22 protein-coding genes are annotated in these 26422 nt (G+C 50.0%); 6 read left to right on the forward strand and 16 right to left on the reverse strand.

Features of this window, described 5'->3' with window-relative positions:
• Positions 1-45: 45 nt before the first annotated feature.
• Together ACYX4J_RS10145 and ACYX4J_RS10150 are read right to left on the reverse strand one after the other, a co-directional pair.
• Positions 46-891 (reverse strand): mechanosensitive ion channel family protein, encoded by an 846-nt coding sequence (locus ACYX4J_RS10145; RefSeq protein WP_444897262.1) that lies wholly within the window; start codon positions 889-891, stop codon positions 46-48.
• A 240-nt stretch (positions 892-1131) separates the two neighbouring features.
• Positions 1132-1881 carry a flavodoxin family protein gene (locus ACYX4J_RS10150; protein WP_444927778.1) on the reverse strand — a complete coding sequence of 250 codons (750 nt, stop codon included), beginning with the start codon at positions 1879-1881 and terminating at the stop codon, positions 1132-1134.
• Positions 1882-2089: 208 nt separating this feature from the next.
• Between ACYX4J_RS10150 and ACYX4J_RS10155 the strand changes: the two genes are divergently transcribed.
• Positions 2090-2680, forward strand: a complete 591-nt coding sequence (locus ACYX4J_RS10155; RefSeq protein WP_444908337.1) for a hypothetical protein — start codon at positions 2090-2092, stop codon at positions 2678-2680.
• 237 nt (positions 2681-2917) lie between these two features.
• Here the strand turns inward: ACYX4J_RS10155 and ACYX4J_RS10160 are convergent, their stop codons facing one another.
• Both ACYX4J_RS10160 and ACYX4J_RS10165 read right to left on the reverse strand, forming a co-directional pair.
• Positions 2918-3652, reverse strand: coding sequence for a hypothetical protein (locus ACYX4J_RS10160; protein ID WP_444908336.1), 735 nt, complete (start codon positions 3650-3652; stop codon positions 2918-2920).
• A 381-nt stretch (positions 3653-4033) separates the two neighbouring features.
• Complete coding sequence (locus ACYX4J_RS10165) at positions 4034-5044, reverse strand: tyrosine-type recombinase/integrase (protein ID WP_476178512.1); 1011 nt, start codon at positions 5042-5044, stop codon at positions 4034-4036.
• Positions 5045-5236: 192 nt separating this feature from the next.
• On the opposite strand from ACYX4J_RS10165, the gene ACYX4J_RS10170 reads away from it, so the two are divergent.
• Both ACYX4J_RS10170 and ACYX4J_RS10175 read left to right on the forward strand, forming a co-directional pair.
• Positions 5237-6295: a DNA-binding protein gene (locus ACYX4J_RS10170; RefSeq protein ID WP_476178513.1), complete on the forward strand. Its 1059-nt coding sequence runs from the start codon at positions 5237-5239 to the stop codon at positions 6293-6295.
• Positions 6296-6556: 261 nt separating this feature from the next.
• Positions 6557-8254, forward strand: a complete 1698-nt coding sequence (locus ACYX4J_RS10175; RefSeq protein WP_476178514.1) for a BCCT family transporter — start codon at positions 6557-6559, stop codon at positions 8252-8254.
• 27 nt (positions 8255-8281) lie between these two features.
• Here ACYX4J_RS10175 and ACYX4J_RS10180 read toward each other — a convergent pair whose 3' ends face one another.
• Positions 8282-9193, reverse strand: coding sequence for a M15 family metallopeptidase (locus ACYX4J_RS10180; protein ID WP_476178515.1), 912 nt, complete (start codon positions 9191-9193; stop codon positions 8282-8284).
• A gap of 287 nt (positions 9194-9480) precedes the next feature.
• Between ACYX4J_RS10180 and ACYX4J_RS10185 the strand changes: the two genes are divergently transcribed.
• Positions 9481-11148, forward strand: coding sequence for a BCCT family transporter (locus ACYX4J_RS10185; RefSeq protein ID WP_476178516.1), 1668 nt, complete (start codon positions 9481-9483; stop codon positions 11146-11148).
• A gap of 55 nt (positions 11149-11203) precedes the next feature.
• Here the strand turns inward: ACYX4J_RS10185 and ACYX4J_RS10190 are convergent, their stop codons facing one another.
• From ACYX4J_RS10190 to ectA, 11 genes are all read right to left on the reverse strand, one after another.
• The gene (locus tag ACYX4J_RS10190; RefSeq protein ID WP_476178517.1) at positions 11204-11917 is read right to left on the reverse strand and encodes a TorF family putative porin; all 714 of its coding nucleotides are present in this window, start codon (positions 11915-11917) and stop codon (positions 11204-11206) included.
• Positions 11918-11980: 63 nt separating this feature from the next.
• Complete coding sequence (locus ACYX4J_RS10195) at positions 11981-13198, reverse strand: BCCT family transporter (RefSeq protein ID WP_444913042.1); 1218 nt, start codon at positions 13196-13198, stop codon at positions 11981-11983.
• A gap of 123 nt (positions 13199-13321) precedes the next feature.
• Complete coding sequence (gene betA, locus ACYX4J_RS10200; protein WP_476178518.1) at positions 13322-14995, reverse strand: choline dehydrogenase; 1674 nt, start codon at positions 14993-14995, stop codon at positions 13322-13324.
• Positions 14996-15007: 12 nt separating this feature from the next.
• Entirely contained in the window at positions 15008-16471 is a 1464-nt protein-coding gene (gene betB / locus ACYX4J_RS10205; RefSeq protein ID WP_476178519.1) for a betaine-aldehyde dehydrogenase, read from the reverse strand.
• Between the two features lie 528 nt (positions 16472-16999).
• Positions 17000-18418 carry a sodium/proline symporter gene (locus tag ACYX4J_RS10210; RefSeq protein WP_445354253.1) on the reverse strand — a complete coding sequence of 473 codons (1419 nt, stop codon included), beginning with the start codon at positions 18416-18418 and terminating at the stop codon, positions 17000-17002.
• Positions 18419-18469: 51 nt separating this feature from the next.
• Positions 18470-19387 (reverse strand): TPR end-of-group domain-containing protein, encoded by a 918-nt coding sequence (locus ACYX4J_RS10215; protein WP_444908325.1) that lies wholly within the window; start codon positions 19385-19387, stop codon positions 18470-18472.
• Positions 19372-20802, reverse strand: coding sequence for an aspartate kinase (locus ACYX4J_RS10220; protein ID WP_476178520.1), 1431 nt, complete (start codon positions 20800-20802; stop codon positions 19372-19374). The genes ACYX4J_RS10215 and ACYX4J_RS10220 overlap by 16 nt, the downstream gene beginning before the upstream one ends.
• Before the next feature lie 62 nt (positions 20803-20864).
• A complete protein-coding gene (thpD, locus tag ACYX4J_RS10225; RefSeq protein ID WP_444897280.1) occupies positions 20865-21782 on the reverse strand; it encodes an ectoine hydroxylase in 918 nt (305 codons plus the stop codon).
• A 24-nt stretch (positions 21783-21806) separates the two neighbouring features.
• A complete protein-coding gene (locus ACYX4J_RS10230; protein ID WP_476178521.1) occupies positions 21807-22211 on the reverse strand; it encodes an ectoine synthase in 405 nt (134 codons plus the stop codon).
• Between the two features lie 111 nt (positions 22212-22322).
• The gene (gene ectB, locus ACYX4J_RS10235) at positions 22323-23618 is read right to left on the reverse strand and encodes a diaminobutyrate--2-oxoglutarate transaminase (protein ID WP_413665775.1); all 1296 of its coding nucleotides are present in this window, start codon (positions 23616-23618) and stop codon (positions 22323-22325) included.
• Between the two features lie 11 nt (positions 23619-23629).
• On the reverse strand, positions 23630-24139 hold the full coding sequence (gene ectA, locus ACYX4J_RS10240; RefSeq protein WP_444941768.1) for a diaminobutyrate acetyltransferase: 510 nt from the start codon (positions 24137-24139) through the stop codon (positions 23630-23632).
• A 449-nt stretch (positions 24140-24588) separates the two neighbouring features.
• Here ectA and ACYX4J_RS10245 point away from each other — a divergent pair, with 449 nt between their 5' ends.
• A complete protein-coding gene (locus tag ACYX4J_RS10245; RefSeq protein WP_282932789.1) occupies positions 24589-25140 on the forward strand; it encodes a MarR family winged helix-turn-helix transcriptional regulator in 552 nt (183 codons plus the stop codon).
• 158 nt (positions 25141-25298) lie between these two features.
• Entirely contained in the window at positions 25299-26363 is a 1065-nt protein-coding gene (locus ACYX4J_RS10250) for an FAD-dependent oxidoreductase (RefSeq protein WP_476178522.1), read from the forward strand.
• Positions 26364-26422: the final 59 nt, after the last annotated feature.

Raw genomic sequence — 26422 nt, forward strand, 5'->3', positions numbered from 1 at the left:
AACTGCTAGCGGCTTCAATCGCGGATACCCTTTAATACGATTGCGTTAAGCTTTAGACTCCACGTCCTTGGTCTTCTCGAACCAAAAGTTATAGAAGTCTTCAGTCACCAGCTGTTCGATATTGGTGGCTTCCTCTCGGGGGCAAAATACGGTTACCGTGGTTACATCGTGGCCGAGTTCATTCGTTGTGATACAGACTTTTGCATCAGGGCCTGACAGCTCAACGCCCATGCGATTCTCGATCAGGTTGCAGTAGCGTTCGGCAACTTCACGGAAGGACTCGCAGTGTTCTTTAAGTCGCTCAGAGATAAACTTCTTGGCTTCAAATGGATTCATACCTTTGCTTTCCCGGGTAATCGAAAAGGTATGCTCGATATACCGGCGCATAAAGTTAAGGTTCTTTACCGGTTGGGTAAAGAAGGCATTGTTAGGGATGTACAGAGTTGTTCCTGTATAGCCATTGCCCAAACCGTGCGGATCGATCTCCAAAAGGGTGGTGCTTAGCCAGTCACTATCGGTGACTTCACCAAATTGATTGCCGACTTTAATCCAGTCTCCCACAGTAAACGAGCGCATGTTTGCCTGATACAAGCCACCAACGAGGCACTGCACCCCCTCTCTCAGTGCCAATACAATTGCCACAGAGAAAGCGGCAATGGATAGGGCAAAGTCCCGGAGTTCGCTTACCCAAATTGCTATCAGGCCAACTACCAATAACAAGTTGCCAAGGTTATGTACGGTATTGATACGGCGGCGCTTATCCGCTTTTTGCCAACTACTTCGTGCTATTACTAGCGTGAGCAGGCCACGTAATAACATCACTACTGAGATCAGGCATATGGTGATAAATAATTTACTATCCAGGATATGCGCTAAGAACTCTGGTTTCATTCGGGAAAGGGACCTCACAGGAATTACTTGACCACCAATTCATATGGCAACACCTAGCATCCCTTTATGGAGATAACAGTGCTATGCCGTGTAGGTGGGTGTTAATGGGAGCAAAGAAGGCGGGAATTTATCCCTGGTGCTACATCTTGTAAATAGGATTTTGTAAATACGGATGGACATGGCCAAACAGCAACAACTTTAGGCTGCTTAGCTCTGTAAAGTTAAAAATGCAGGATGTTTCTATCGATAATCAGGGTTAGGAAAGTCGGGCTTACAGCCGGCATCCCAGGCAGAGCGCTGATTACCGTGGGCGGGAATGCCCCCAGCATCTTTTATCATTCGCGCCATATGCATCAGATTCCAAGTCATAAAAGTGGTATTGCGATTGGTAAAGTCGTTTTGTGGACCACCGGAGCCGGGGTCAAGATACGAGGGGCCGGGGCCAGCTTCTCCCACCCATGCCGCATCTGCCTGGGGAGGGATAACATAGCCAAGGTGTTGCAGAGAGTAGAGAATATTCATGGCGCAGTGCTTTGCGCCATCTTCATTGCCGGTGATAAGGCAACCTCCCACCCGGCCGTAGTATGCGTACTGGCCTTTAGAGTTCAGGTCTGCTGAATTCGCATAGAGCCTTTCTATGGTCTGGGTACAAATAGAGGATTTCTCTCCCAACCAGATCGGCGTGGTAATAACCAGGATATCTGCGTCTTCAACCCGGCGATAGAGCAGTGGCCACTCATCAGTGTCCCAGCCATGCTCCGTCATATCCGGGTAAACACCAAAAGCGATGTCGTGATCAACGGGGCGTAAAACCTCTACTGAGACTTTGTTGCGCTCCATGATTTCCCTGGATATGCGAATTAGACCGTCTGTATGGGAGAGTTCAGGCGTAGGCTTTAGAGTGCAGTTGAGGAATAGCGCCTTGAGGTCGGAGAAGTCCGACTTGCTAGACTTGCAGTCTTCAATTTGCTTCTGATTTAGCTTCGTCATTTAAGGCCTCCTTGCCACAATTTAGATAATAGCCCGAGTTCTAATCCCGTGATTTCAAAGAGGATCGTTTTGACTTATTCGCCCGAGGTCAACTTGAGGACTATAGATCCTTAGAGCTCGTTACTTTTGGCGTGAATCAGCTTGCTCAGAGATTAACTAACCATAAAGCTGCACCTATATTTGACTGATAACCACCTTGGAAGTCTCCATGAAAATAAAAAATCACCTATTACTTTTGCTCGTATCAGGACTTATGACTCTTGTGAACATGCATGCCAATGCTCAGCCGGAAGCCAAAGATTCCCTGGAGGGGGTGTGGTGTGCGGTTGAAGGAGAGTCGTTTATTTTCTATGAGCACAGCCCGGACGCCTTTACTTTGGAGAAGGGGCAAATTTGCCGGACCTTTAAGGTTCTCAAGCAAACAGGTGTAGGCGGTGGCGGCCGTTATCTTGAGGTAACGAAGAAACCGAATGTTAAACACCAGCTGACTGCGGTTGAAGAGACGGTGAATGAGGCCACTATTGCCAAGGATATCGGTATCTTTGCCTACATGAAGAGTGGCAATAGAATCCAGTTGGTAGCTGTTGATGTTTCCGATGAGAGCGTTACAAATTTGACCTTAGATGGCAGTGGCACCATGCGCGGCTTTATTGAAGAGGTTACAGCTGATCATTCTGCCGGGCAGGGTCATGAAGCTCACGTTGGGGTTCTGTTCTTTCGGAGGTCATCCTCATCGATACCCGAGACCTTTGATCAGGATTGGGAATCAATTTTCAATGAAACCCATACCAAGCAGTAGGGATACAGGCATTAGATCATCCATCGTGATAGATCTCTCATGTACTGCTTGAGGCTCAAGTTTTTGTGAGTTCGACTCTGCCTAACAACCTGGCAACAATGATTGTACGGCACTCAATTTGACCATTGCACAGGTAGAGGGGCAGTATCATGTGCTCTATTCAGGCTAAACTGACAGAAAATGTACTTTTGGCTACTCGCAATTCAAACAATCTGAGCAGATTAAACTCTATTTTACTTAAACAGTTGATTTGGAGGTTTCTGGTGAGCTCATTTTTAATAAGAAAAACCCCATCAATAGAAAGTAAATTGCTGTAACAATGACATTGAGCAACCCTGAGACTAAGCTCAATACAGCAGGTAAATCAAAGAACCTGTTATATGGGAGGATCATCATAATAGGGATAAGCCATTTGGTATATTTTAACTCTACTTTGTAACAGGAGATTGCGAATAGACATACAAATATACCGTTAAAAGTCACCGTATTTACGAACGTATCCAATAATTCTTGAGCTACATAAATTCCGAAAGCTGACGTTTCTAATGAGATCGTCCTGATATTATCGCCTAGTGCCAAGGAGCTTGTATAATCATTAGCTATTGGTATAAGTGCTAATCCCAAGAGCTGGGCAATATTGATAATAGCTACGGAGACCAGGGTGAATGAAATCAATGCCGCTGAAGCAACTTTACTATTCTCCCAAAATAGGACTGCAATAAATACAAACGAAAGGGCATAACAGGTCCTTAATGCGAGTAAAATCAATTTCAGGATAATAAATTCATTTGGGGTTTGGCCAAGCGCGATCAAAAAATCGCCCATTTGAATTGTAGAGCTGGGCTTAAAGAACTGTATATTGTTTGGTAGTAAAATAATGAACCCAACAAACAATATGAACTGAATAAAAAATAGATAGCCTGAAACTTTCGCTAAGTCATTACTGTTGAACCTTAGTTTTTTTAGCTTCATCTATTTTTATTCCATAATCAGACAACTGATAGATCGATTAATATCAATCCTTACTAGCTTAGACAACGCTTGATATGTATATAATTGTAAATAAGTATTAATTAAGTGTTGGATAATGCTTGAGCTTGACTTTTCGCTTGCCCAGTTGAATCAATTAACCATGCATAGGGCCCCGTATCTTTTAATTTGCTCGCTTTTCAAGCCTCTTGGCACCGCCTTAGCGAGATATAAGAGCCGCCAATGGAATTTGAATCCAGTCTAGGTGGCGATGTAATACTCATGCCAAGAAGTAGAGGTTTGAGTATTTGCAACCTTCAAGTGCTTTAACTATTGCATTTATTTTAGGGTAAAGACCTATTGCTAATAGTGCATAAGTCATTACTAATCGATCAGTTCCGACATCTTCTTCATCAAGATAGCTGAGGCATTGTCGGTAAACTGTTGCCCCTCCTCAATATACTCCCAGACAGTGGCATCACTCTTCCACCCACCTTGCTTCTTGATCAGCTCAAAGCCAACTTTTTCTCGCGCAGCGGAAGTAGACAGGCCTCGGCGAAAGCTGTGGCTGCTGAGTTCGGCAACAAAATCAAAACCGCAGGCCTCCCCGAGATTTTTCAGTAGATCGTTGATAGCTGTGGGGTTTAACTGTCGACTTTGCACCGTATCCCAGCGATTGACCGACCGAAATACTGGCCCAGTTCTAATGCCACTAACGTCTAGCCAGGACTTAAGTGCTCGTGCGGGGCAGATTTCAGGGGGCCCGTAGGGAAGGGCGCGCATCATTCCTTGACCACTTTGATCCGTTTTTGATTTGGGCAGGCGAATGATCAAGCCTTCCTCCTCCCATATCAGGTCTTCTACCTGGATCGCCACCAACTCACTACGCCGGAAGGCACCGAAGAAACCTACCAGCACCAACGCCAAGTCACGGGCCTTCTTCTTGGAATCAGGCTGAGAGCGCAACTGTCGGGTAAGGGTGGCAATGTTTTCGAGGCTCAGCGCCTTGGCTTTTTGCTTGGGCTTACCGTGGGTGCGGCGAATACCGCGCATGGTTTTCTGTACTAGCGGCTCAGCGACTGGATTGGCAATGCCTTGATAAAGGTGCCACTGGCCTATGGCGGTTAGGTGCAAATCCAGGGTGCGTGGGTTCAATTGCTCGGCCCGACTTAATAGATAGCTAACCAGTGAATGGCTACCGGCGGGGAGTCGGCCTCCCCATTTCTCGAACTGGCGAATGGCAGACCGATAGGCTTTGCGAGTGCTGTCTGAAGTCGCTGCTCGCAGGTACTTCTGAATGTCATCCTCAGTCAGAAGTACTCCAGCCCCGCTAGATGTACTGCTGAGCGGGGATTGAGGTTGGATTTTGGTTGAGGTTAGAGGCTGTTTTCTCATGAATTCTGTGTCACCTGAAAACCACCATTTGTACTGAGAGTACGTTAAATGGGGGCTTCCTTACTGTTGTAACCTTCGATAAGAATCATTATCGAAGGTTAGCTGGGTTAATTCAAGAATTGGTTTATTTTTATATATTATGTATTATTACGTAATACGTAATTTGGTACAAAATAATCTGAGGAAAGACTAATGGCGCGCACAGGGGTCACCTATCTGGACATTTTTGAAGCAGCAAAGGCGATTAAGGCCCGGGGGGAGGAACCGACAGTTGATAGGGTGCGCGCTCATCTGGGGACTGGGAGTAAAAGTACAATTGCGCCGCTTCTAAAACGGTGGAAAAGCGAGAGTTCCAGCAGCACTGATGTCAGCGGCTTGCCTAAAGATTTGGTGGAGGCACTGAAAGGACTTCATCAGCGTATCCAGGGCGATGCGGACCAAAGAGTGGAGCAGCTTCAGCAGGAATTTGAAGCGAAAGAGCTGGAGATAACAGAGAGGCTAAACGAAGCTCAAGAGACCAGTAGCAAGCAAGCCGCTTTGATTTGCGAGCTGGAGCAGAAGCTTTCAGCTTCTGAAGGTGAGAAGCGCCGCCTCAAAGTTACCCTGGGTGAAACTCAGTCAGAACTGGAAAAAAGTGAGTTTCAATTGGAGCAGGCCTCGGTTCGAGCTGAGGAGCAGAAGGCCTCAATTGAAGAGATGAAGCAGGAGAATCGCGATGTGCGCGAACACTTTGAGCACTTCCAGCAACGAACAGCTACAGACCGGCAGCACGAGCGAGATCAGTTTCGATCTTCCAGTGAGCAACTTAAGGGGCAGGTGGCCTCACTGACGGAGCAATTTGGGTTGGCGGAACAGAGGATTTCTGAGCAGGATCTCCTGTATAAACAGGGGCAGGCATTAATTACTGAACTCAATCGGGAAAAGCAGGAGTTGCGTGAAAATATAGGCGCCGCTCAAGCCGAAGCGGCAAACTACAAGCGGCAGGCTGAAGAGCAGGCGGCAAGCGCTGAGCTCCAATCTTCTGAAATTACACGATTACAGGATGAGGTTACCCGCCTCCAGAGCAGCGGTGTAGGGCAAGCTAAGGAGATTCAGCTTCAGCAAGTATCTTTGGAAAGGCTGGATGCTGAACTGGGTGCTACAAAAGACCGGATAGAGACCTTGTCAGACGAGAATCGTATCCTTCTACAGGAGAAGGCAATGCTGCAAGGGCAGCTTGCCCAACTGGAAAAATCTTTGGGTAAGCAGTAGTTCAGAACCCGGCAGGTTGGGGTCGTCGTCAGTTGATAGCCCCAGTTCAATTGGTTGTCGCATCTAAACAGATGTGACAACTGTCAAATTGAAATACTTTGACTAGCTGGTACTATTAAAGATAAGTAAGAGCAAATTTAGCTGTAGTTGATCTACCTATCCTTATATAAGTCCTACTCACTAACACCGCATAATAAAGTTCCTTATATAAAGTCCCCCTTGCTTTTATTTGCCGCGGTTCATAAGGCATTTGGGAGGCAAGTGTTGTCCAATCATTTCAGAGAAATCATCGATAAACCCACGTTTTTTGGTTCGCTGTCGCTGTTGTTGGCAGTGACAATTCCACTGGTGCTGTTCCCCGAAGTTGGTGCTGCCTGGGTTTTAGCCGCTAAAGGTTTCGTCACTGACAAGCTGGGGGTTTTCTATCTGGCACTGGGTGTCGGGGCAATTCTCTTTATGGTCTATATCGTGTTTAGTGATATCGGCCAGATCAAGCTGGGAACACCTGAAGAAAACCCTGAGTTCTCCACCATATCCTGGGCGTCAATGCTGTTTTGTGCCGGCATCGGCGCATCGATTCTCTACTGGTCTATGGTCGAGTGGATCTACTATTATCAAACCCCACCTTTCCAGGTTGAAGGAGGCACACCCGAAGCTGCGCGCTGGGCTGTTGCCTACGGTATTTTTCACTGGGGCCCGCTGGCGTGGTCCATCTACCTGATTCCCGCTCTGCCAATAGCCTACTTCTACTACGTTAGAAATCACAGCGTGCTGAAAATTAGCGAGGCACTGATGCCCGTTTTGGGGGAGCAGCGTGCCCAAGGTGGGATTGGTAAGTTGATCGACGTGCTTTTTATCTTTGGCATGTTGGGCGGTGGCGCTACGACCTTGGGGATAGCCGCGCCGCTGATTACTCAGGGGGCTCATGAACTCTTGGGCGTGCCCACCGGGCTGGGAACCCAGGTTGTAGTGCTGATGATATGCACGGCAATCTTCGGCTATAGCGCTTTTGTTGGGCTTAAGAAAGGTATCCGCGCACTTTCTAACCTGAATATGTGGTTGTCTATTGTGCTGCTTCTGTTTGTTTTCCTGGTTGGCCCCACCTTATTTATGTTGAACACCGGCTTGGATGCCCTGGGTCGTGTCTTGGATAACATCTTCCATATGGCCGCCTGGACTGAGCCATTTGCAGAGTTTGAGCAGTTCCCGGATACCCATTTCCCCCAAGACTGGACCATCTTCTATTGGGCGTGGTGGTTGGTTTTTGCTCCCAGTGTCGGCTTGTTTATTGCGCGCATCTCGCGGGGGAGAACCATCAAGACCATGGTGGTTGGCTCCATTTTTTATGGCACCTTAGGCTGTTTCCTGTTTTTTATGGTGCTGGGGAATTACGGCGTCTACTTACAGTTTTCCGGTGAGCTGGATGTGGTGGGGATGCTAAATGAGCAGGGCGCAACCGCTGCAATTTTTGCCACACTCAAGACACTTCCCGGCAGTAAACTGGTGATTCTGGTATATACGGTGCTCGCCCTCATCTTTACTGCAACTACATTCGATTCCATCTCATACATTCTTGCCGCTGTTGTGCAGAAAGAGGTCGATGAAGAGCCAGCTAGATGGAACCGCCTGTTCTGGGCATTTGCGCTTTCACTGATGCCGATAACGCTGCTGTTTTTGGGCGGCCTGGATACGCTGCAAACTGCCAGCGTGATCGGTGGCGTGCCGCTTTTAATTGTTGCTTTACTGCTGTGCATATCGATTGTGAAAGCCGCTCACTATGACTTGCGCTACCAGCCGAGCTACGAAGAGAAGGAAATCTATATTGAAGAGTTCCCAGAGGATGATCCGTGGACGGAAGAGGGCAACTGGGACGTTCCAACCCAATCGGAGCACGGTGTCTCCCACGATGACAAGCCCCATATAGAGGGCGATCCGGGAAGCCATCCATCTCGACTTTAACAGTTGGGCAGCAGGAGGAGGCCGTTTTCATTCCTGCTCTCCATCAAATTCTGACACCACTTTATCGACACAATGTTTTCTGAGGTGAGTAGCGTTTTTTATCGAGTTGCTCTCCTCAAAACAGCGATTCAATTGCTGGGTATATCGGTCAAATAGTTGTTTTGCTCTTTCCTTTGGCAAAGTTACAAGGCGGTTAATGAATTGACGGGAACCAACCTGGAAGTGCATATAATCAATCGGGACATTCCAGTCTCCACCCCAGACAGCGAAGCCATGCCTGGCAAAGATTGTGGTTACATCTTCAGACATCCCCATACGGGTTGGCTTTCCCGGGCGAAACTTTGCCCGGTTTAAATATCCTTCTGTTGCATCCTTAGGGATTACTTTGGCTCGGGTGTGTTTATCAATATACAGGTAGGGATTTTGTAGGGGGTTAATATCAATAGCAACACCATAAGCGTGCTCAGACCATCTGCTTCCGCCAGTAATAGGCCGGGAATCAAAAGCCAGCGTGTTGTTTCGATCATCTGCCATTCGCTCTTGCAGAGTAAAATATTCGACAGGAATGGCTGACTGTATTGGAAAGCGAGATCGGTAGATCTCGCCAAATAGAGACAGGACGTTCTCGGCAACGATATCAAGTACAATAACAGCGCCTCTGCGGTATAGATCAGCTTCGATGCCAACATTATCCTGAGCAGGGGGATCTAAGAGAGGCGTATAGTTGAAGACGACTCTTTTCAGCCTTTCACAGCCAATAGGGGAGTTGTTCCGAAGAACCTGCCGGAGCTTCATCAGCTCACAGTCTTCTTGGGAAATGTCGTAAATCCCTATCTTTGGTTCAGGTTCAAAATCATTAACATTGATATTCCTATCCTTGTCCTTGGTGCATGCAAATAGCGCCAGGCCCACAATGGCGGCGATAGCCTTCTTATACATATCGCTTCTCGGTATTCCTTTGGGAAAGCCCCGTTTCAAATAGTATTTGAGTATGCACATCCTGTTCACACTTGAATTGCATTTGGCCTGTTAAATCAGCACTCAAAAGGATGCTAATCACGTCATGCCAGCGGTTGGTAAATGGCAGTGCAGTGCTCGCCTTAAAGATTGGCGTCTTTAGTTTCAGCAACTTTGTTCCGGTTGGTCAAAAAATAGCCAGACTGTAATTGATTTAGCTCCCAACTCCTTCCCGTTTTGTAAGAACATCTTTTCAGAAGGAACCCTTGTTGAATAAGGGAACAAAGGATCTCATAGACAAGCCCACCTTTTGGGGCTCTTTTGCATTGCTACTAGTGGCGACAGTGCCCTTGATCCTCTTTCCCGAGGCGGGTTCTTTATGGTTATTGGCAGCTAAAGATCTGGTAACAGAGAAGTTGGGGGTCTTTTATCTCCTGCTTGGCCTAGGTGCGATGTTATTTGTGCTGTATATCGCCTTCAGTGATATCGGCAGGATAAAGTTGGGAGGGGGGAAAGAGGGCCCCGAATTCTCAACTCTATCCTGGGCTGCCATGTTGTTTTCTTCCGGTATTGGCGCCTCTATTTTGTATTGGTCGATGGTTGAATGGATCTACTATTACCAACAGCCGCCGTTCCAGGTTCAAGCAAGCTCAGCTGAAGCTGCGCGCTGGGCAGTTTCCTACGGTATCTTTCACTGGGGGCCACTGGCTTGGTCTATCTATCTAATCCCCGCACTACCAATTGCCTATTACTACTATGTGCGTAAACGCAAGGTTCTCAAGTTGAGCCAAGCGCTCGCGCCAGTATTGGGTGATCGTAGAGTGAGCGGGCCGATTGGCAAGCTTATCGATACTTCTCTGGTATTTGGCATGCTAGGAGGTGCGGCTACACGGCTTGGTATCGCAGCGCCGCTGATTACTTTGGGATTGCACAAGCTATTTGGAATTCCTACTGGGGTGGGATTTCAGGTCGGGGTGCTGATATTTTGTGCGCTATTGTTTGGTTATTGTGCTCTTGTCAGGGTAAAGCAGGGCCTTAGCGTTCTATCAAACTTTACAATTTTTCTCTCGCTTGCCTTGCTGCTCTTCGTGTTTATCGCAGGGCCGACACTATTTATGCTCAATAGTGGGTTGGATTCCCTGGGTAGAGCGTTGCAGAACTTCTTGCAAATGGCCACTTGGACTGAGTCCTTCTCTCATTTTAAACAGTTCCCCAGTACTCGCTTCCCCCAGGACTGGACTGTCTTCTATTGGGCTTGGTGGTTGGTTTTTGCTCCGAGTATTGGCTTATTTATTGCGCGTATCTCCGGAGGGCGGACTATCAAGGCGATGATTCTTGGGTCACTATTTTTTGGAACTTTTGGCTGCTTCTTGTTTTTTATGGTGCTAGGCAACTACGGCGTTTACTTGCATTTTTCGGGCGAGCTGGACTTGGTGCAAATACTGAATCAGCAGGGGGCCAATACCGTGATCTTTGCCGTTTTGGATATGTTGCCCGCGAGCCAGTTAGTTGTGTTGCTGTATACGCTGATCGCACTGGTTTTCACGGTCATTACTTTTGACTCCATATCTCATATTCTTGCCGCAGTTGTGCAGAAAGAGGTTCATGGCGAGCCGCTTCGGTGGAATCGAATTTTCTGGGCCTTCGCGCTGGCAGTAATGCCTATTGCTTTGTTGCTTATTGGCGGGCTGGAAGCATTGCAGGCGGCAAGCATTATCGCTGGTGTCCCTTTGCTGCTAATTGCCCTCTTGCTTTGTATCTCAATGGTTAAAGTTGCACGGCATGACTTGAATTTACACCCAGTTATCCTTGAAAAGGAAATTGTTTTGGTAGGGGTAGCTGAGGAAAGTGCCTGGAGTGGAAATGCTGAATCAGGGCAAGTTGTGATGAGATCTGCAGAGGAGATTAGCGGGGGCGGAAAAGAAGAAGTGCCTTAAGAGCAGACTAGTAAGATATGCCGGGGCTGTCTAAAGCCCCGGCTGCATTTATAGTTTAAAGACTAAAAGTGCGGGCAACAGAGAAGACAATTTGCTCGTCAGCAGTGCCCACGTCGAGATTGGTATTCTCGGCGGCAACATTGAAATCAAAACCTTCCAGGGAAGTCATATACTCCACTCGGTAGTGGTTGTAAGATTTTTTACCATCCCAGGTCCATTTGTCTTTATTGACGCTGGTAGAGCGGTCAACACTGAAGCGAACATTGTGACCTTCTGCAAACTCAAAGGTATGCGCCAGCATCATAATGTAATGACCACCGCCCGTGCCAAAGTAATCCCAGCTATACCAGCCATTGACTTCTGATTCGCCTAGAGCAGAGCTGTAGCCAAGCTTGGCATAAGCTTCCGGATAGGCGTAGTCATTAGAGAGATCATCATCGCCGTGATAGGTGTAATAGGCGAGTCCTGTGTCCAGGCTTACTTTATCGGTAAGCTGCATGAACTTACCTGCGTAAAAATCCCACTCCAGGTTGGTATCGTCTTCTTCACCGAAGTCTACGTTGGAAGCCCAGGTGCCGATATACCAGCCGCTATCAAAACCGTAGTCCAGACTGGCTTGCAGTGCTGGGTCGTTTTGAGTCTGGCTGACACCATTAAAGGTGTAGTCAGTAGTCAGGTTAACAGTAGAGGACAGCTCTGCCTGGGATTGTTGGGCAAGCACCAGCAGGGAAGCACAGGTCAGTGCAGAAAGTTTCAAAGTTGATTTCATTGTTCAATTACCACTTATTTGTATTTTGTAGCCCCCGCCAAACCAGGCGGGGGATTTCAACAGTTAGCTCGCCAGTTCGATCTTGCTAAAGTCGATCTTGTTTTCTTTAGGCGAGGAGTCGATAGCTGCTACCGCCCTGAAGCGTTTCACCAGGATGTAACCCAGGCAGCAGAAGAAAATGCCAATTACCAGGGCGCCGATCCACTGGATTTGCAGGAAGTTGAGCTTGAACAACAGGGTGAGCAGGCTCATCGCAACCAGGTTCAGGACGAAGTATTTCCACTTGCCCAGACGCGCAACAGTCATACCCAGGTTGTCGGTGTACAGGCGAATCAGGGAGTCCAGCGAGTTGATCACGAAGGTAATGCCCACAATGACCATGGCCAGGTTGTAGAAGCCGCTGGTATCTAAGCCTTGGCTGGAGTAGTAGTAGAGCACGGTGAACCACAGTGCGATGGGGATGGATGGGAAGATCAGCATCGCCGCCAGCACTTGGTAAGTGCGCAGGCCGCCCACAAAGCGGGAGGTAAACTGGCCAATCATAATGCTCCAGGCAAACCACCAGAACAGGTAGAACTCGTGGTAGTCATTCAGCGGCAGCACGAACTGGTGGATATTGCCGAAGTAACCGCCGAGCAGCGCAAAGGTGGAAGCGAAGTCGCCAACGCTACCGTTCTCACCGGTAAAGGCGCCTACCCACATTACCGCGATCAGGCCAATAAACATCCAGGTAGTCGCCAAGCTGAGGAAGCGCACATAGCGCAGGCTGGTGGATGAGTAGACCGCAGCGGCGATCACGGCAAAGACGATCAGGTAGAAGGTACCAACAATGGTTTCACCATCGCCAACCTGTGGCAGATACCAGGGCAGGTTGCTAAGCAGCAGGTAGGCGGTAAACGCGCAGGTACCGATAATCACCACGTTGTTGATCAGCTTTACCAGGCCGATCTCAAAGAATTTAACTTTGGGCTCGATAATGCAGAAGTAAAAACAGGTGAGGAAGTAGAAACCCCAGATCAGGAAGGCCCAAAAACCAAACTCAATCGCGAGTGCGTTGGTGAAGCCGTATTCTGGGTTTGCGGTTAGGTCTGCGTAGCCACCGAACTCGGTGAGGGGGAACATGATAAGGCCTACATCGAGGCCGGAGGTGAAAAGGATCGCTATAAAAGTGAAGGTTTTAACCGGGGTCACCCCGACCATCTTCACATTTCCCCATTTAATCAGCGAGAAAATTATTGCCGTGAAGGTAAATAATAATCCCGCAGAAAGCCAAGCTGTCATGCTGAGTCTCCAGCTAGTTATTGGTATGCCGGCGCCCCTCAAGGGCGTTGCTGTGCGAGATTTGAGTATCCCCGTCGCATTTGAAGGGGGCAGTCAAATCTCTGCCAGAGCGCCGACGTAAATTCAGCTCACTGAGCGCGCAGGGCGGCCAGGTCGCTGAGTGCTGGTAGCTTTGGTCGCTACCGGTGCCTCGGAGGGCGCCAATACAGGGCGCCCTAAAATCAGGTCAGCAGCCCGCTCCGCCACCATAATGGTGGGCGCATTCAGGTTGCCGTTGGGAATGGTCGGAAAGATGGAGGAATCTACAACTCTCAAGCCCTGCAAACCGTGTACACGGGTTTCCGGGTCTACCACTGCCATTGCATCAGTGCCCATCTTGCAGGAGCAGGACGGGTGGTAAGCACTCTCGACGGATTCCCGTACGAAAGCGTCAATTTGTTCATCAGTCTGGATATCGGTGCCAGGCTGGATTTCATCGCCCCGGTACTCGTCGAAAGCCGGCTGATTGATAATCTCGCGAGTCAGCCGCACACAAGCGCGGAAACCCTCAATATCCTCTTTCTCCTGTAAATAATTAAACAGGATGGAAGGGGATTGCTTGGGATCACTGCTCACCACTTTGACCCTGCCGCGACTCTTGGGCTTGTTGTGCCCGATATGCACCTGGAAGCCGTGGCCATCAAAAGCTTCGCGGCCGTCATAGCGCATGGCTGCTGGCAGGAAGTGATATTGCAGGTCCGGCCACTCCACATTTTCTTTGGAGCGAATAAAGCCGCAGGACTCGAAATGGTTGGTGGCTCCGAGACCATCCTTCTTCAGTATCCAACGAGCACCGATCAGGAATTTATTCCAGGGGTCGAGCTTGCCATTCAGGGAAATCGGCTGGTTGCAGCGGAACTGGAAATAGAACTCCAGATGATCCTGCAAATTTTGGCCGACGCCGGGGAGTTCGTGTTGGAGTTCGATACCGGCTTCTGCCAGTGTGTCGGGATCTCCGATTCCGGAGAGCTGAAGAAGGTGAGGGGAGCCGATGGGACCTGCGCTGAGGATGACTTCCTGCTGCGCCTTGAATTCCAGGATCTTCCCCTTGCGTTCAAGTTTGATTCCGACTGCCCGTTTACCTTCCAGAATCACCTTATGTACAGTGGCGTGGGTCAATACCGTCAAATTGGGGCGCTGCATTGCCGGTTTCAGGTAGGCGTTGGCGGTAGACCAACGCTTTCCATCTTTTACCGTCATATGCATGGGGCCAAAGCCCTCTTGCTGCTCACCGTTGTAATCTGCGGTGTAGTCGTAGCCAGCTTCTTTACCGGCTTCGATAAAGGCTCCATAAAGGGGGTTGGCCATTTCGTTGCCGTTGTTGACCCCCAGTGGACCTTCGTCGCCACGGTAATCGTCACCGCCGAAAGCCCAGGTCTCAGAGCGTTTAAAGTAGGGCAGGCAGTGGGCGTAGTCCCAACCTTCGGCGCCGTGCTGTGCCCACTCATCAAAGTCTTTGGCGTGCCCGCGCACGTAAACCATTCCGTTAATCGAGGATGAACCACCGAGCACCTTGCCTCTGGGGCAATGCATGCTGCGGTTGTCCAGGTGCGGCTCTGGCTCAGTCATAAACTGCCAGGCGTACTTGTCGGTATTCATGGGAATAGATAGTGCGGTGGGCATCTGGATAAAGATGCTGCGATCGCTACCGCCGGTCTCTACCAGGAGGACTTTTTTATCTTCCTGGGCAGACAGGCGGTTGGCCAGAACGCAACCGGCAGAGCCGGCGCCGACAATGATGTAGTCAAACTCACTCATACAGGGTACCGCTTAAAATGGACTTTCCAGTGGTGCCAGGCCCACATACACCGCTTTTAGCTGGGTGTAGTGGTTCAGGGTCGCAAGTCCATTTTCGCGTCCGATTCCGGATAACTTGTATCCGCCCACCGGCATTTCTGCCGGGGAAGCGCCGTAGGCATTAATCCAGCAGATACCCGCTTGCATCTGGTGGATAACACGGTGGGCGCGAGTGATATCACGGGTAAATACGCCGGCGGCCAAGCCCAAACGGGTATCGTTAGCGCGGCGGATCACTTCGTCTTCATCATCAAAGACCAGTACCGACATTACCGGGCCGAAGATCTCTTCGCGGCAGATGGTCATATCGTCATGACAGTCGCTGAATACGGTGGGAGCAACGAAGTAACCGTTAGGTGAATTTTCTGGTGAAAGGGTGTGACCGCCGCAGAACAGGGTCGCGCCTTCCTCTTTACCCTTGCTGATGTAGTCCATTACCAGTTGCTGGTGCTTGGCAGAAATCAGGGCGCCAAAGTTGGTGTCCGGATTCATCGGATCACCGGCAATAATATTTTGCTCAACACGCTCTTTCAGACGAGCGAGGAACTGATCGTGGATGCTGCGGTGTACAAATACCCGGGTACCGTTGGTGCAGATTTCGCCCTGGGTGTAGAAGTTGCCCAGCATGGCAGCAGAAACGGCTTGCTCCAGGTCGGCATCATCAAAGATAACCAGCGGAGATTTGCCACCCAACTCCATGGTGACTTCTTTCAGGTTCGCAGCGGCCGCAGCCATTACTTTCTTACCGGTACCTACTTCGCCGGTAAAAGATACCTTGGCTATATCCGGGTGGTTGGTCAGCCAGGCGCCGACCTTGCCGTCACCTTGGATTACGTTGAACACACCAGGAGGCATGCCCGCTTCAATAAAAATTTCGGCCAGCTTCAAAGCACCTTTGGGGGTTTCTTCGGAAGGCTTGAAGATCATGGCGTTACCGCAGGCTAGGGCCGGGGCGGCTTTCCAGCAAGCGATTTGTAAGGGGTAGTTCCAGGCACCGATTCCGGCGCAGATGCCCAGGGGCTCGCGGCGGGTGTAGTAGAAGTCCTCACCGACTTGCTGCTGATTGCCTTCAATGCCTGCAGCCAGGCCGGCAAAGAATTCGATGGAGTCGGCCCCAGTCACCACGTCGACAACACTGGCTTCCTGCCAGGGCTTGCCGGTATCAGCCACTTCGATAGCTGCCAGTTCGTCGTTGCGCTCGCGCAAAAGTGCTACTGCTTTCAGCAGGATGCGACTGCGTTCTACCGGCATCATCGCTGACCACTGGGCAAAACCGCGCTTGGCGCTCTCGATGGTTTCTGCCAATACTTTCTCGTCGGCAACCTCAACCTGATAGCTGACTTCGTTGGTCGCCGGGTTATATACATCAAAGCACTCGCCGCTCTCATTCGACAGGTAGCGGCCGTCTACAAAATTCCGTTGTTTGTCCAGTGACATCTGTCTCTCCATACTGCTTTAACAGAGGGTCAGTCGGTTGTTCGTTGGCGATGGACTTGAAGGGCGCAATGGGCCGATCGTGAAGGTCCAGTCATCATAAAAAAGGGCCGGTCTGACGAAGACATTTGTCCCTAATCGTCAGATTCCAGCCCGGGCTCGATAGTCGTTTATCGAGCGATATGACACAAAATGTAACATATTTTTAATTTGAACTCTAATTGTTAGCACTCAATGCAACAAAGCTGGTGGATTCGTAGGAGGATTTATTTTTCAGCGACTACAGAGTTAATCCATATTTTCAAGGGTTAAAAGTGGGCTGGGTTGGGCCAAAAATCTCATTTGAACTCTATAAAAAGCACTGTATGAATTTTGCTCAATCTGACTATCTCGGGGTCAAGTCAGGTACCCGAAAGGCGGGGCTTCGGACGGCAGGAGATAGGATTTGTCGCTTTTGGGGGAGGAGGCTCTAGCTGGTGAAGGTCTGGCAGGTGGGGAGGCTCTACCTCCCCAGAATTACGTTGAGTGAATTTAACTGTTTGCCTCGCGTAAAGTGGAGGTTTGGCGGTTCAGGCTGGCCAGATATAGCACTGCTAACCCAGCTGCAATACCCGGCAATCCCTCATAGATCACGCCGTGATACCCCAGTAGCCGCCAGGTAATCGCTGCTGTAAAGCCGATAATCACTGCTGCGATAGCGGTTGCCTGGGATGGCTTACCCCCAAAACACAATACCAGGAGTAGGGGGCCAAATGCGCTGGCAAGTCCCGACCAAGCGAAAATAACCAGGCTGAACACACTTTGGCTGTTGGCGAGCGCCAACAGCAATGCGCCGCCGGTTATCGCAACTGTGACAAGCTTGAGAAACCAGGTTTTTTCAATCTTGTGCGGAAGAATATCGTGGGTAATGGCTGCGGAGCAGCTGAGCAGCAGGGAGTCTGCGGTGGACATGGTTGCGGCAAAGATACCAGCCAGGATCAGCCCAACAAAAACAGGGGGCAACAAATCCATAGCCATGGTGGGAAGAGCAAGCTCCGCATCAAAGCTCCCTGTATCGGCAATAAACACTCTGGATAGCAGGCCGACCCCGGTAGCCATGCAATAGAAAAGGATAAACCACAGATAGTACCAGGCCCTTGCCCGGTTCATCTTGCTGGAATCCCTCAGGGTCATAAATCGGACCATTACGTGGGGCTGTCCAATCACAGACAATCCGGCAAAACCCCAACTGATCACAAAGAGTATCACCCCGCCCCAGCCCGCAAAGGCGAGCCCCTCGGGAAACCAATGGGTAAAACCTTCGATAGCCTGCATTTGTATCGCCGCACTGGCGATACCACCCAAGTTGGCAAGGGCGACAACTAGGAGTGCTGCCATAGCCCCCATCATAACGATGGATTGGGCCGCATCAGTCCAAATGGACGCGCGGATGCCGCCAGCTAAACAGTAGAGGCATACAAGCACAGCTCCTACTACAGCACCGGACCACAGGGGCCAATCCAGCAGTACGTGCAGGGCTTTGCTGCCGGCAACCATTTGGGCAGAGGCATAAGTTAGTAAAAACAACAGGGAAATGATGCCGATCAGGCGCTGCAGGGCTGAGTACTTCTGTCCGTGCCAGTTACTGAGAACACCTGCGTAGCTGACTTCACCACTTGAACTGGTAGCGGTCCTTAATCGCTTGTGTACATAGAGGGAGGCCAGAAAATCACCGGCAATCCACCCCACCATCAACCAGATGGAAGCCAACCCAGTGGTGTAGGTATAGCCGATAACCCCGATAAACATATAACCGCTATTGTTCGTTGCTACGGCAGACAACCCCACCAGCCAAGGGGAGACGCCACTGCTGGCAAGGTAATAGTCAGCTTTGGTTTGACGGCTGAACATCGCAGAAGAGAGGCCGACCAGAGTGAACAAAAGTAAAAAACCAAGAAATGAATAGATCATCGGCAATCCTATTATTTTATGGGTTGGTCTTCAGAGGTTATCGGAATATTTCTAGCTCCCCTTGCCACCACTTTGTGGCGAGGGGGTATTGGCAATAACCTGGTCGAGTTCCTCAAATACTTCACTTTCCGCTAGAGGCTGTAAGGCACTATCAACCAGGATTTCATCGCGGTAGCTTTCCCGCCTTTTAATGGCTTCCGCCAGATAACGCAGCGCTTCATCAAATTGACCCATGGCAGTATGGGCGCAAGCCAGTTGGTAGAAGGCATGGCTGTTATCTGGGTCAATACCCAGGGCCTGGTGACAAAGATTGGCGGCCCACTGGGGTTCATTGAGCTCCAGCACTGCATCAGCTTTATAGGTAAGGGCTTCTACATCCTCGTGGCGGAGGCGCAAAATCTCGTCGTAAATGGCAATTTTATTGGCCACTGAGGATTCTTGTTGAGCGCGCAGCCACAGGGACTGTACTTCCTGGGTTAGCTCGATTTCCTCGCGGTTTTCTTCAATATGTTGTGTTTTCTGTTGAAGCTGCTTCTCTATAACTTCCAAGCGCTTTTCGTATTCCTGGACCAGCTTTGAGATCTCCTCATCGGCCAGAGAGTGTACCCGCTCTTTAATGTCCTGGAATGACCGCCAGCCAACTAAAACCAAAATTGAAGTGGCGGCGGCTATCAAGTAGAAAAAGTAGGTAACCGTATCGGTTGCGTAGGCTACGGCTCGATCGACAGAGTTGTGTTCACGATCGACAATTTGCTGAATCAATTCCTGCTTGGCATTAGCCTGATCGATTCGCAGCTGCTTAATTTCGTCGAGCATATAGCGCTCGACGAAGGGTGTGTATAAGGGCTTCTCAAGGGTGTCAACCTCGCTTTGCGCACTGTCTTTTTTCTTTTCTTCCGCTTCCTGGGAAATAGAGGTGGCGGAAGTAAATAAAAAGAGCAGGGCACAAAGGCTCAGGATGCGAGGCATATCGCCGTCCCGTGATTGTAAATTTCTACCAGTGCCTCGTGTAGTGTCCGAACGGCTGCGTCATAGTCTGGCTCGTTAACGATGAACTGCATATCCACATGACGCAGGGACTGGTGCATGGCGAGCACGCGGATATTGCTTTTGGACATCGACTGCACCGCTTTGGCCAACACGCCGGGGATTTGCATATCGCTACCGATGGCTGAAACTATGGCGACTTTGCGCTGGTTCAGTTCGGCTTCGGGAAAATGCTCTTCCAATGCAGCCTGAATCCGCTTGATTGTTTTCAAGTTGGTGGAGAGGAAATGGGTAAGGGTATTGGCATTAGTGTTTTTGGAAATAATATGGGCTTTGAAGCGCTTGATCACCAGTAGCACTTCGCGATCATAATCGTGGATGCTGCCCGCCATATCCTGGTCAAACAACTCCAGGGCGTAAACCCCTTTACAGCCAGCAATAATTTCCACTCGTGGAGAGTCGCTGATGTAGTCACCAGTAATCAGGGTGCCGGCGTGTTCGGGCTCGAAGGTATTTTTCACCCTGAGAGGGATATTTTGTTGGCGCAGCCCCTTGGCGGCTTTGGGGTGAATCGCTTCCATCCCCAGGTTTGCCAGTTGGTCGGCCACATCGTAGTTGGTGCGACCGATGGGCACTGCATTTCCCTCTCCCACCAGGCGGGGGTCTGCACTGCTCAGGTGAAACTCTTTGTGAATCACCGCCTCCTTTGCCCCGGTAAGGACGGCGAGACGACTGAAAGTCATCTCGCTATAGCCCCGATCAAACGAGATCAGCAGGCCCTTATCGCTGTGGGCATAGCCGGTAACAATAGGCAGCTGTTTGCTTAAGTCGATGGTGGCAAAGGCATCCCGGATACGCTCATCCAGGGGAATGTGCTTGTTGGTGCGCCAGCCAGTCAGATCGACAAAGCAGGCATTTACACCATCCCGCTGCAACAGTTTCGAAGTGTTCCATGCGCTGTGGGCCTCGCCGAGGCTGGCTAACATCTCCCTTACCGTGCCCAAGTGGGCGTCGAGGGAGAAGTGGCCGTGCTGACAGAGGCTTTGCAGGTCTCTCAGGCATTTTTTCGCGCTCTCCAGCCTTTCATCCAAAAACAGGTTCGCTTCCGCGAGAAGATCGCCATGCTCGAAAAGACGCTCGTTGATTTGCCGCAGTGCTGCCCGAAGCTCATCAAACTTAACCAGCCAGCTATCGTCCTCAATGCTGCTGGAGAAGAGGGCATAGATACCTGGTTGACCACTTTTCTTGTGCTCTAGAAGCAAGTCAGTAATACCGCCGTAGGCAGAGACTACAAAAACACGATTGTAGATCCCCTTGGAGTCACCTTTGATAATATTATCCCGGACCGCTTCGTAGTCCGTCATAGAGGTGCCGCCAATCTTTTCTATCGTATGCATCGTCTCTTACTGGTCCTTCTTTCTCTTAAAAACTGGGTGAGTGCTTTGAATTGAGATTTGCTTCAGATAGTAGAAATTGATTTCCTCGCACAGATGTATTCCGGCCTGGGAGGTAAGCCGCAAAACGGAGCCTCCACCTTGTTGCTCAGGGCATTAAAAACAAAAAACAAATTAGACCTCGGGTCGGGGCTGATATTGCTACTGGAGCCATGCATTAAGTTACAGTCAAACACAACAATACTGCCGGGCTTGCCTGTAACAGCTGATATTCCGCCATTGGATACCAGGGACCTCAAATGGCTATCTGAGGGAATACCAAGTTCTTGCTTTTTCAGTGAGCTGAGGTAGTTCCGTTTTGGTGTTTCCCCATCGCAAGCAATGTAATGGTGGTGGGACTTGGGAATCAGCATTAATGGGCCATTAAAATGATGATTCTCTGTTAAGGTAATGGAGATGCTGAGTGCCCGCATACGGGGCATGCCGTCCTCGACATGCCAGGTTTCAAAATCGGAGTGCCAATAAAAATCTTTCCCGCGAAAACCAGGTTTGTAGTTCGCGCGAGACTGATGAATATAAACCTCATCACCCAAAATACATTTCGCAATACTTGATAGCCGTTGATCCCTGGAAAGCCGGTTAAAAATTTGGCTGCTTTTGTGGATACGAAAGACTGAGCGCACTTCGTTACTTTCAGGCTCGGTGATAATTTCTTCCGACTTATCAGTGTGTCTGCGCTGTTTAATCTCCGCCAGCTCTTGCGTAAAAAGGTTAATCTCCGCCTGGGAAAACATATTCTCCAGTACAACAAAGCCCTGTTCTGCATAGCGCTTGAGTTGCGATGGTGCCAGTGGGGAGAGGGACTGGCAGTCCCCATACACAATTGGATCTTTGCGCACCCTGGTACCACCCAGAAGGCCCGGTTTTCGGGAGGGGTAGCAATCTTCCCTGGTAACACTTGAGCTATCTGGAAGGTACTTCATGGATACTGCCCTATGACTGACTAATTATTCATCAATCCTGTCAGCCTCAAGTTCGTAGGCTCCCTCAGCATTGTGTACTTCCTTGCCATTCAAAGGGGGGTTAAATACACAGGCCATAGTCATTTCTTCAAAGGCTCTTAAAATATGCCGGTCATGCTTATCGAGAATATAGATAGTTCCAGGTTCGATAGGGTGCTTCTTGCCATCCTCAAGAGTTTCTACCTCACCTCTGCCGGAAATGCAGTAAACCGCTTCCAAATGGTTTTGATAGTGCATTTGGAAATCAGCATCTGCATAAATAGTGGTGATATGGAAAGAAAAGCCCATTTCATCATCTTTAAGCAGGAGTCGGGTGCTCTCCCAGTTGCTATCCGGTGAAACAACCCGGCGGCCGGATTTTTTAGCTTCCTGTAAACTTCTGACAATCATTGGTATTTCGCTGTTTCGTGTGTATTCGAGTCTGGCTGGTCAGCAATATTCTTAGTTTGCAGCCTGCACAGTTGGGTCTTTTACGTGAACCTTTTCAGAGGCCCTTAAAGTCTAGCAGGCTTCAAAAAAGACTCTTTCCTCAGGCATATCCCGCTCTCCGGCACAGACTTCCCGGATAGCGGATTCAATAATGTCGATCCCTTTTTTAAGGTTTTGATCGGTGATAATCAGTGGGCAAAGGAGCTTAACGATCTGGTCATCGGCTCCGCTGGTTTCAATAATCAGCCCCTGCTTGAATGCCAGTTTGGTGATCTTTCCTGCAAGTTCGCCGCTGATGCAGTCGATACCCTGAAACATCCCCCGGCCTTTGGTGGTGAAGTTACCCTCACCATATCGGCTGACAATTTCATTCAAACGCTCGGAAATGTATTTGCCCTTGCGTTTAATCTCCCGTGAGAAGTTTTCGTCAGACCAGTAATGATCGATAGCGGCTTTCGCAGTTACAAAAGCCAGATTGTTGCCACGGAAAGTGCCGTTGTGCTCACCGGGCTTCCACTGGTCCAGTTCTGGTTTCATTAGCACCAGCGCAAATGGCAGCCCATAGCCACTGAGGGATTTGGATAGCGTAATGATATCGGGTTCGATACCGGCCTCTTCAAAGCTGAAAAAGTTGCCCGTGCGGCCGCAGCCAGCCTGGATATCATCGACAATAAAAAGTAAGCCGTGTTTTTTGCAGACGGATTGAAGGTTTCTTAGCCACTCGATACTGGCCGCATTGATACCGCCTTCCCCTTGAACTGTCTCAACAATCACTGCTGCGGGAGAATTAATACCGCTGCTGGAATCTGAGAGGACTTTATCGAGGTATTCTGTGGTATCGATATTTTTGCCCAGGTAGTCGTCAAAGGGCATGCGGTGCGTACCATTGAGGCTGACACCGGCAGCATCCCTGTGATGCGAGTTGCCGGTGGCGGCCAGCGAGCCAAGGCTTACGCCATGGAAACCGTTGGTAAAGGTGACGATGTTCTGCTGCCCGGTTACATTGCGGGCAATTTTCATCGCCGCCTCTACCGCATTCGTCCCAGTCGGACCGGTAAACTGCACCACGTACTCCATATTCCGCGGCTTGAGAATTTTCTCATTCAGTGCCTGTAGGAATTCACCCTTGGCCCTGGTGTGCATGTCGAGGCCGTGAGTAATTCCATCGGCCTCGATGTAATCTTGCAGTGCCTGCTTGAACAGCGGGTTGTTGTGCCCGTAGTTGAGCGTGCCGGCACCCGCCAGGAAATCCAGATACTGATTTCCCTCCTCATCCCACATCAGCTCGCCTTTTGCGCGATTGAAGACTCGCGGAAAGGAGCGGGCATAGCTTTGCACTTCTGATTCAATCTCATCAAAGATCTTCATGATTTTCTCTTTTATGGTGTTTCTTCGAGGGCGAAAGGCCCGATGCGGACAAGGGTTTCGGAGTCGTGCAGCCCATCAAAGTGGGCTTGAGAGTCCATCCAGGGTGAGGAGTGAAGATCGACCGATAATTTATCGGCGACACTGTGGAAGAGCGCCCAAGACGGCAGGTTGTGTTCTGTAATCGTGGTCTCGATATATCTGACCGAACCACAGTGAGGGCGCTCAAGGATGTGACTTATCATCCGGGAGGCCAGTCCAAGCCCCCGGGCTTTCTCGTCGACGGCCACCTGCCAGACAAAGAGGGTATCTGTACGGTCGGGGATGATATACCCGGAAATAAAGCCCAGCAGCTCTCCATCAACCTCTGCGGCGACTGAGGTGTTGGCGAAATGGCTGCAGTGGAGGAGGTTGCAGTAGCTGGAGTTTGTATCCAGGGGAGGGCAACGTTTGATCAATCGGTAAGTGGCCATCCCATCTTCAATCAATGGACTGCGCAACAAAATATTTTCTGAGCTAGACAAAAAACCTTCCCAACCGACTAAATATTTTTTCACCTCTAAATATTTACCTGCACAAGTGTTGAGCAAATGGCGTAAATATAGCTTTCTAGAGGCATTTTTATGCCGGGTTACTAGTAAAAATGCTTTGAACGCTAAATATCGTACACAAATTAAATTCAAAGTCCAGGATGCTTGAGGCGAATCAAGTCACAATATTTGACCTAGAAATGCCTAGATATGTGGGATATACAGCCTATAGGTAGGTAAAAATAATATTTTGAGGTCGATAAAATTTTCTATTGGACATACCGGCTGAGAGATCGCCTGACCATAAAATGGACAGTTTTGTGATGGAACCTGAGGCTTTTGTGGGGGTGATGTTTCGCAGTCGGGTTATAAGCGTTTAGTGATTGAGGGGGACGGCGATATAATTCCGGCAATCACCCTGACTCCATGATTGAGAGGTAACTTTGAACAGTATCGAACAAGTGCTAGTGGCCCTGCGGCGGGTAATAAGAGCCACGGACCTGCACTCCAAACACCTGGCTAAAACCACCGGCCTAACCGCCCCGCAGGTGTTGTTGCTACAAGCTATTCGCAATAAGGGTGAAGTGACGATCGGCGAACTGGCCAACGAGGTCAGCCTGAGCCAGGCAACCGTGACCAATATTCTTGACCGCCTGGAGAAGAGAGGCTTAGTTTATCGCCAGCGCTCCCAGGCGGATAAGCGCAAAGTGCATGCTTACCTTACCGAGGAGGCCGCGGAGACTTTGCGCGATGCCCCCATCCCGCTTCAGGACCAATTTGCTCGTCAGTTTGGCGATCTAAAAGACTGGGAGCAAAGCATGATAATTGCTTCTCTACAGCGCGTTGCCCAAATGATGGATGCTCAACATATCGATGCTTCCCCTGTACTGGATATCGGTGTTCTGGATCGCCAGGGTGCCTCAATGGATAAGCCCGCAACGGCACTGGGCTACAGTGACATCCCCGACTCCTCCGACAGAGATAAAAGTACTTAAGTAGCGACACCGGAGAAGAGCGGTTGTGCACGCATTTAGTGGCCATTACGCCCCTCTACAGCAGTAGAAATTTGTCTAAGCTTGCAGCAGCAAGCTCCCTGTAGCGATCGAGGCATTCTGTGTCGACCGGTTGAGCTTTCAGGCTACAAGTTGTATCGATGGACATCCTTGTAATTGGTGCCGGTCCGACCGGATTGACTGCTGCAGTCGCCCTCACATCCCTGGGACTGAAGTGTCGTATTGTTGAGCACAAAGACAGCCCCTCTGAACTCTCCCGCGCTGTCGGCATTATGCCAGCCACCATTGATGCCCTTCGAGAGCTGGGCGCCGCAGATCCCTTTCTTGCGGAGGCGATGCCCCTGAGGAAAATGCATATATTGCGCGATGAGAGAACCCTGGTTTATATCGACAACAGCGGAAATGAGTTTCGCGATAGGGTGCCTCTCGGGCTACCGCAAAACCGGACCGAGGGAATCCTCAGGGACACTCTTGCCGAGAGGGGCGTCGTAGTTGAGTACGGGGTCTCAGTTACAAACATCACAACCACCCCAGACAAGGCGGCCGTTAATTTCTCAGACAATACCAGCGCCTCTTTTGACTGGGTGATTGCCGCAGACGGCATACAGTCCGCCGTGCGACAACAGCTGAAAATACAGTACCCTGGTATTGATCTGCCCAATAAGTGGTCAATTGCGGATGTGGATTTGAGAGGAAACTTCGATCCGGAAGAGATTGCCCTGGACCTGTACGGCGGGGAAGGTGAGTTCACCTTGGTACTCCCTATCGAACAGCGCCGCGCCCGCATCGCATCATCAACCGAAGATGCCCTGGCAACCCTCAGGCTGCCGATAGAAATCACCAACATCCGAAGGACAGCGGCCTTTAAAATCTCTATCCGACAGGCAGAAACTTACCGAAAGCACCGGGTGTTATTGGCTGGAGACGCAGCCCATTGCCACTCTCCAGTGGGAGGGAAGGGGATGAATCTGGGTATGGCTGATGCCATAGCCGCAGCATCTGCTATCGCTAACGGTGCGGTCGATAGCTACTCTACCTCCCGGCATGAGGCAGGGGAGTCCGTGGTTAAGAAAACAGAGCTGGCGAGAAAGCTGATCTCCTCGAGCAATCCTTTGGCAAAATCAGCATTGTGGGTATCAGCCCATTGCATCGCGTCAGTGCCTCCGGTTCATCGCGCCTTTATGCGGCAGTGGACGGCGGTCTGAGTACCAATGTCGAGGGTAGGATTAGGCAAAAGTGGACATAGGTGACAGGCTAGTGCTAC

It is taken from the genome of Microbulbifer sp. ABM4_008 (genome assembly GCF_056311705.1).

Coding starts and splice junctions, on each gene's coding strand:
- ACYX4J_RS10215 (WP_444908325.1), bottom strand. CDS start 19,387: ATGCCTCGCATCCTGAGCCTTTGTGCCCTGCTCTTTTTATTTACTTCC.
- betB (WP_476178519.1), bottom strand. CDS start 16,471: ATGTCACTGGACAAACAACGGAATTTTGTAGACGGCCGCTACCTGTCG.
- ACYX4J_RS10250 (WP_476178522.1), top strand. CDS start 25,299: ATGGACATCCTTGTAATTGGTGCCGGTCCGACCGGATTGACTGCTGCA.
- ACYX4J_RS10190 (WP_476178517.1), bottom strand. CDS start 11,917: ATGAAATCAACTTTGAAACTTTCTGCACTGACCTGTGCTTCCCTGCTG.
- ACYX4J_RS10165 (WP_476178512.1), bottom strand. CDS start 5,044: ATGAGAAAACAGCCTCTAACCTCAACCAAAATCCAACCTCAATCCCCG.
- ACYX4J_RS10145 (WP_444897262.1), bottom strand. CDS start 891: ATGAAACCAGAGTTCTTAGCGCATATCCTGGATAGTAAATTATTTATC.
- ACYX4J_RS10150 (WP_444927778.1), bottom strand. CDS start 1,881: ATGACGAAGCTAAATCAGAAGCAAATTGAAGACTGCAAGTCTAGCAAG.
- ectB (WP_413665775.1), bottom strand. CDS start 23,618: ATGAAGATCTTTGATGAGATTGAATCAGAAGTGCAAAGCTATGCCCGC.
- ACYX4J_RS10230 (WP_476178521.1), bottom strand. CDS start 22,211: ATGATTGTCAGAAGTTTACAGGAAGCTAAAAAATCCGGCCGCCGGGTT.
- betA (WP_476178518.1), bottom strand. CDS start 14,995: ATGAGTGAGTTTGACTACATCATTGTCGGCGCCGGCTCTGCCGGTTGC.
- ACYX4J_RS10170 (WP_476178513.1), top strand. CDS start 5,237: ATGGCGCGCACAGGGGTCACCTATCTGGACATTTTTGAAGCAGCAAAG.
- ACYX4J_RS10220 (WP_476178520.1), bottom strand. CDS start 20,802: ATGCATACGATAGAAAAGATTGGCGGCACCTCTATGACGGACTACGAA.
- ACYX4J_RS10195 (WP_444913042.1), bottom strand. CDS start 13,198: ATGACAGCTTGGCTTTCTGCGGGATTATTATTTACCTTCACGGCAATA.
- thpD (WP_444897280.1), bottom strand. CDS start 21,782: ATGAAGTACCTTCCAGATAGCTCAAGTGTTACCAGGGAAGATTGCTAC.
- ACYX4J_RS10210 (WP_445354253.1), bottom strand. CDS start 18,418: ATGATCTATTCATTTCTTGGTTTTTTACTTTTGTTCACTCTGGTCGGC.
- ACYX4J_RS10155 (WP_444908337.1), top strand. CDS start 2,090: ATGAAAATAAAAAATCACCTATTACTTTTGCTCGTATCAGGACTTATG.
- ACYX4J_RS10160 (WP_444908336.1), bottom strand. CDS start 3,652: ATGAAGCTAAAAAAACTAAGGTTCAACAGTAATGACTTAGCGAAAGTT.
- ACYX4J_RS10180 (WP_476178515.1), bottom strand. CDS start 9,193: ATGTATAAGAAGGCTATCGCCGCCATTGTGGGCCTGGCGCTATTTGCA.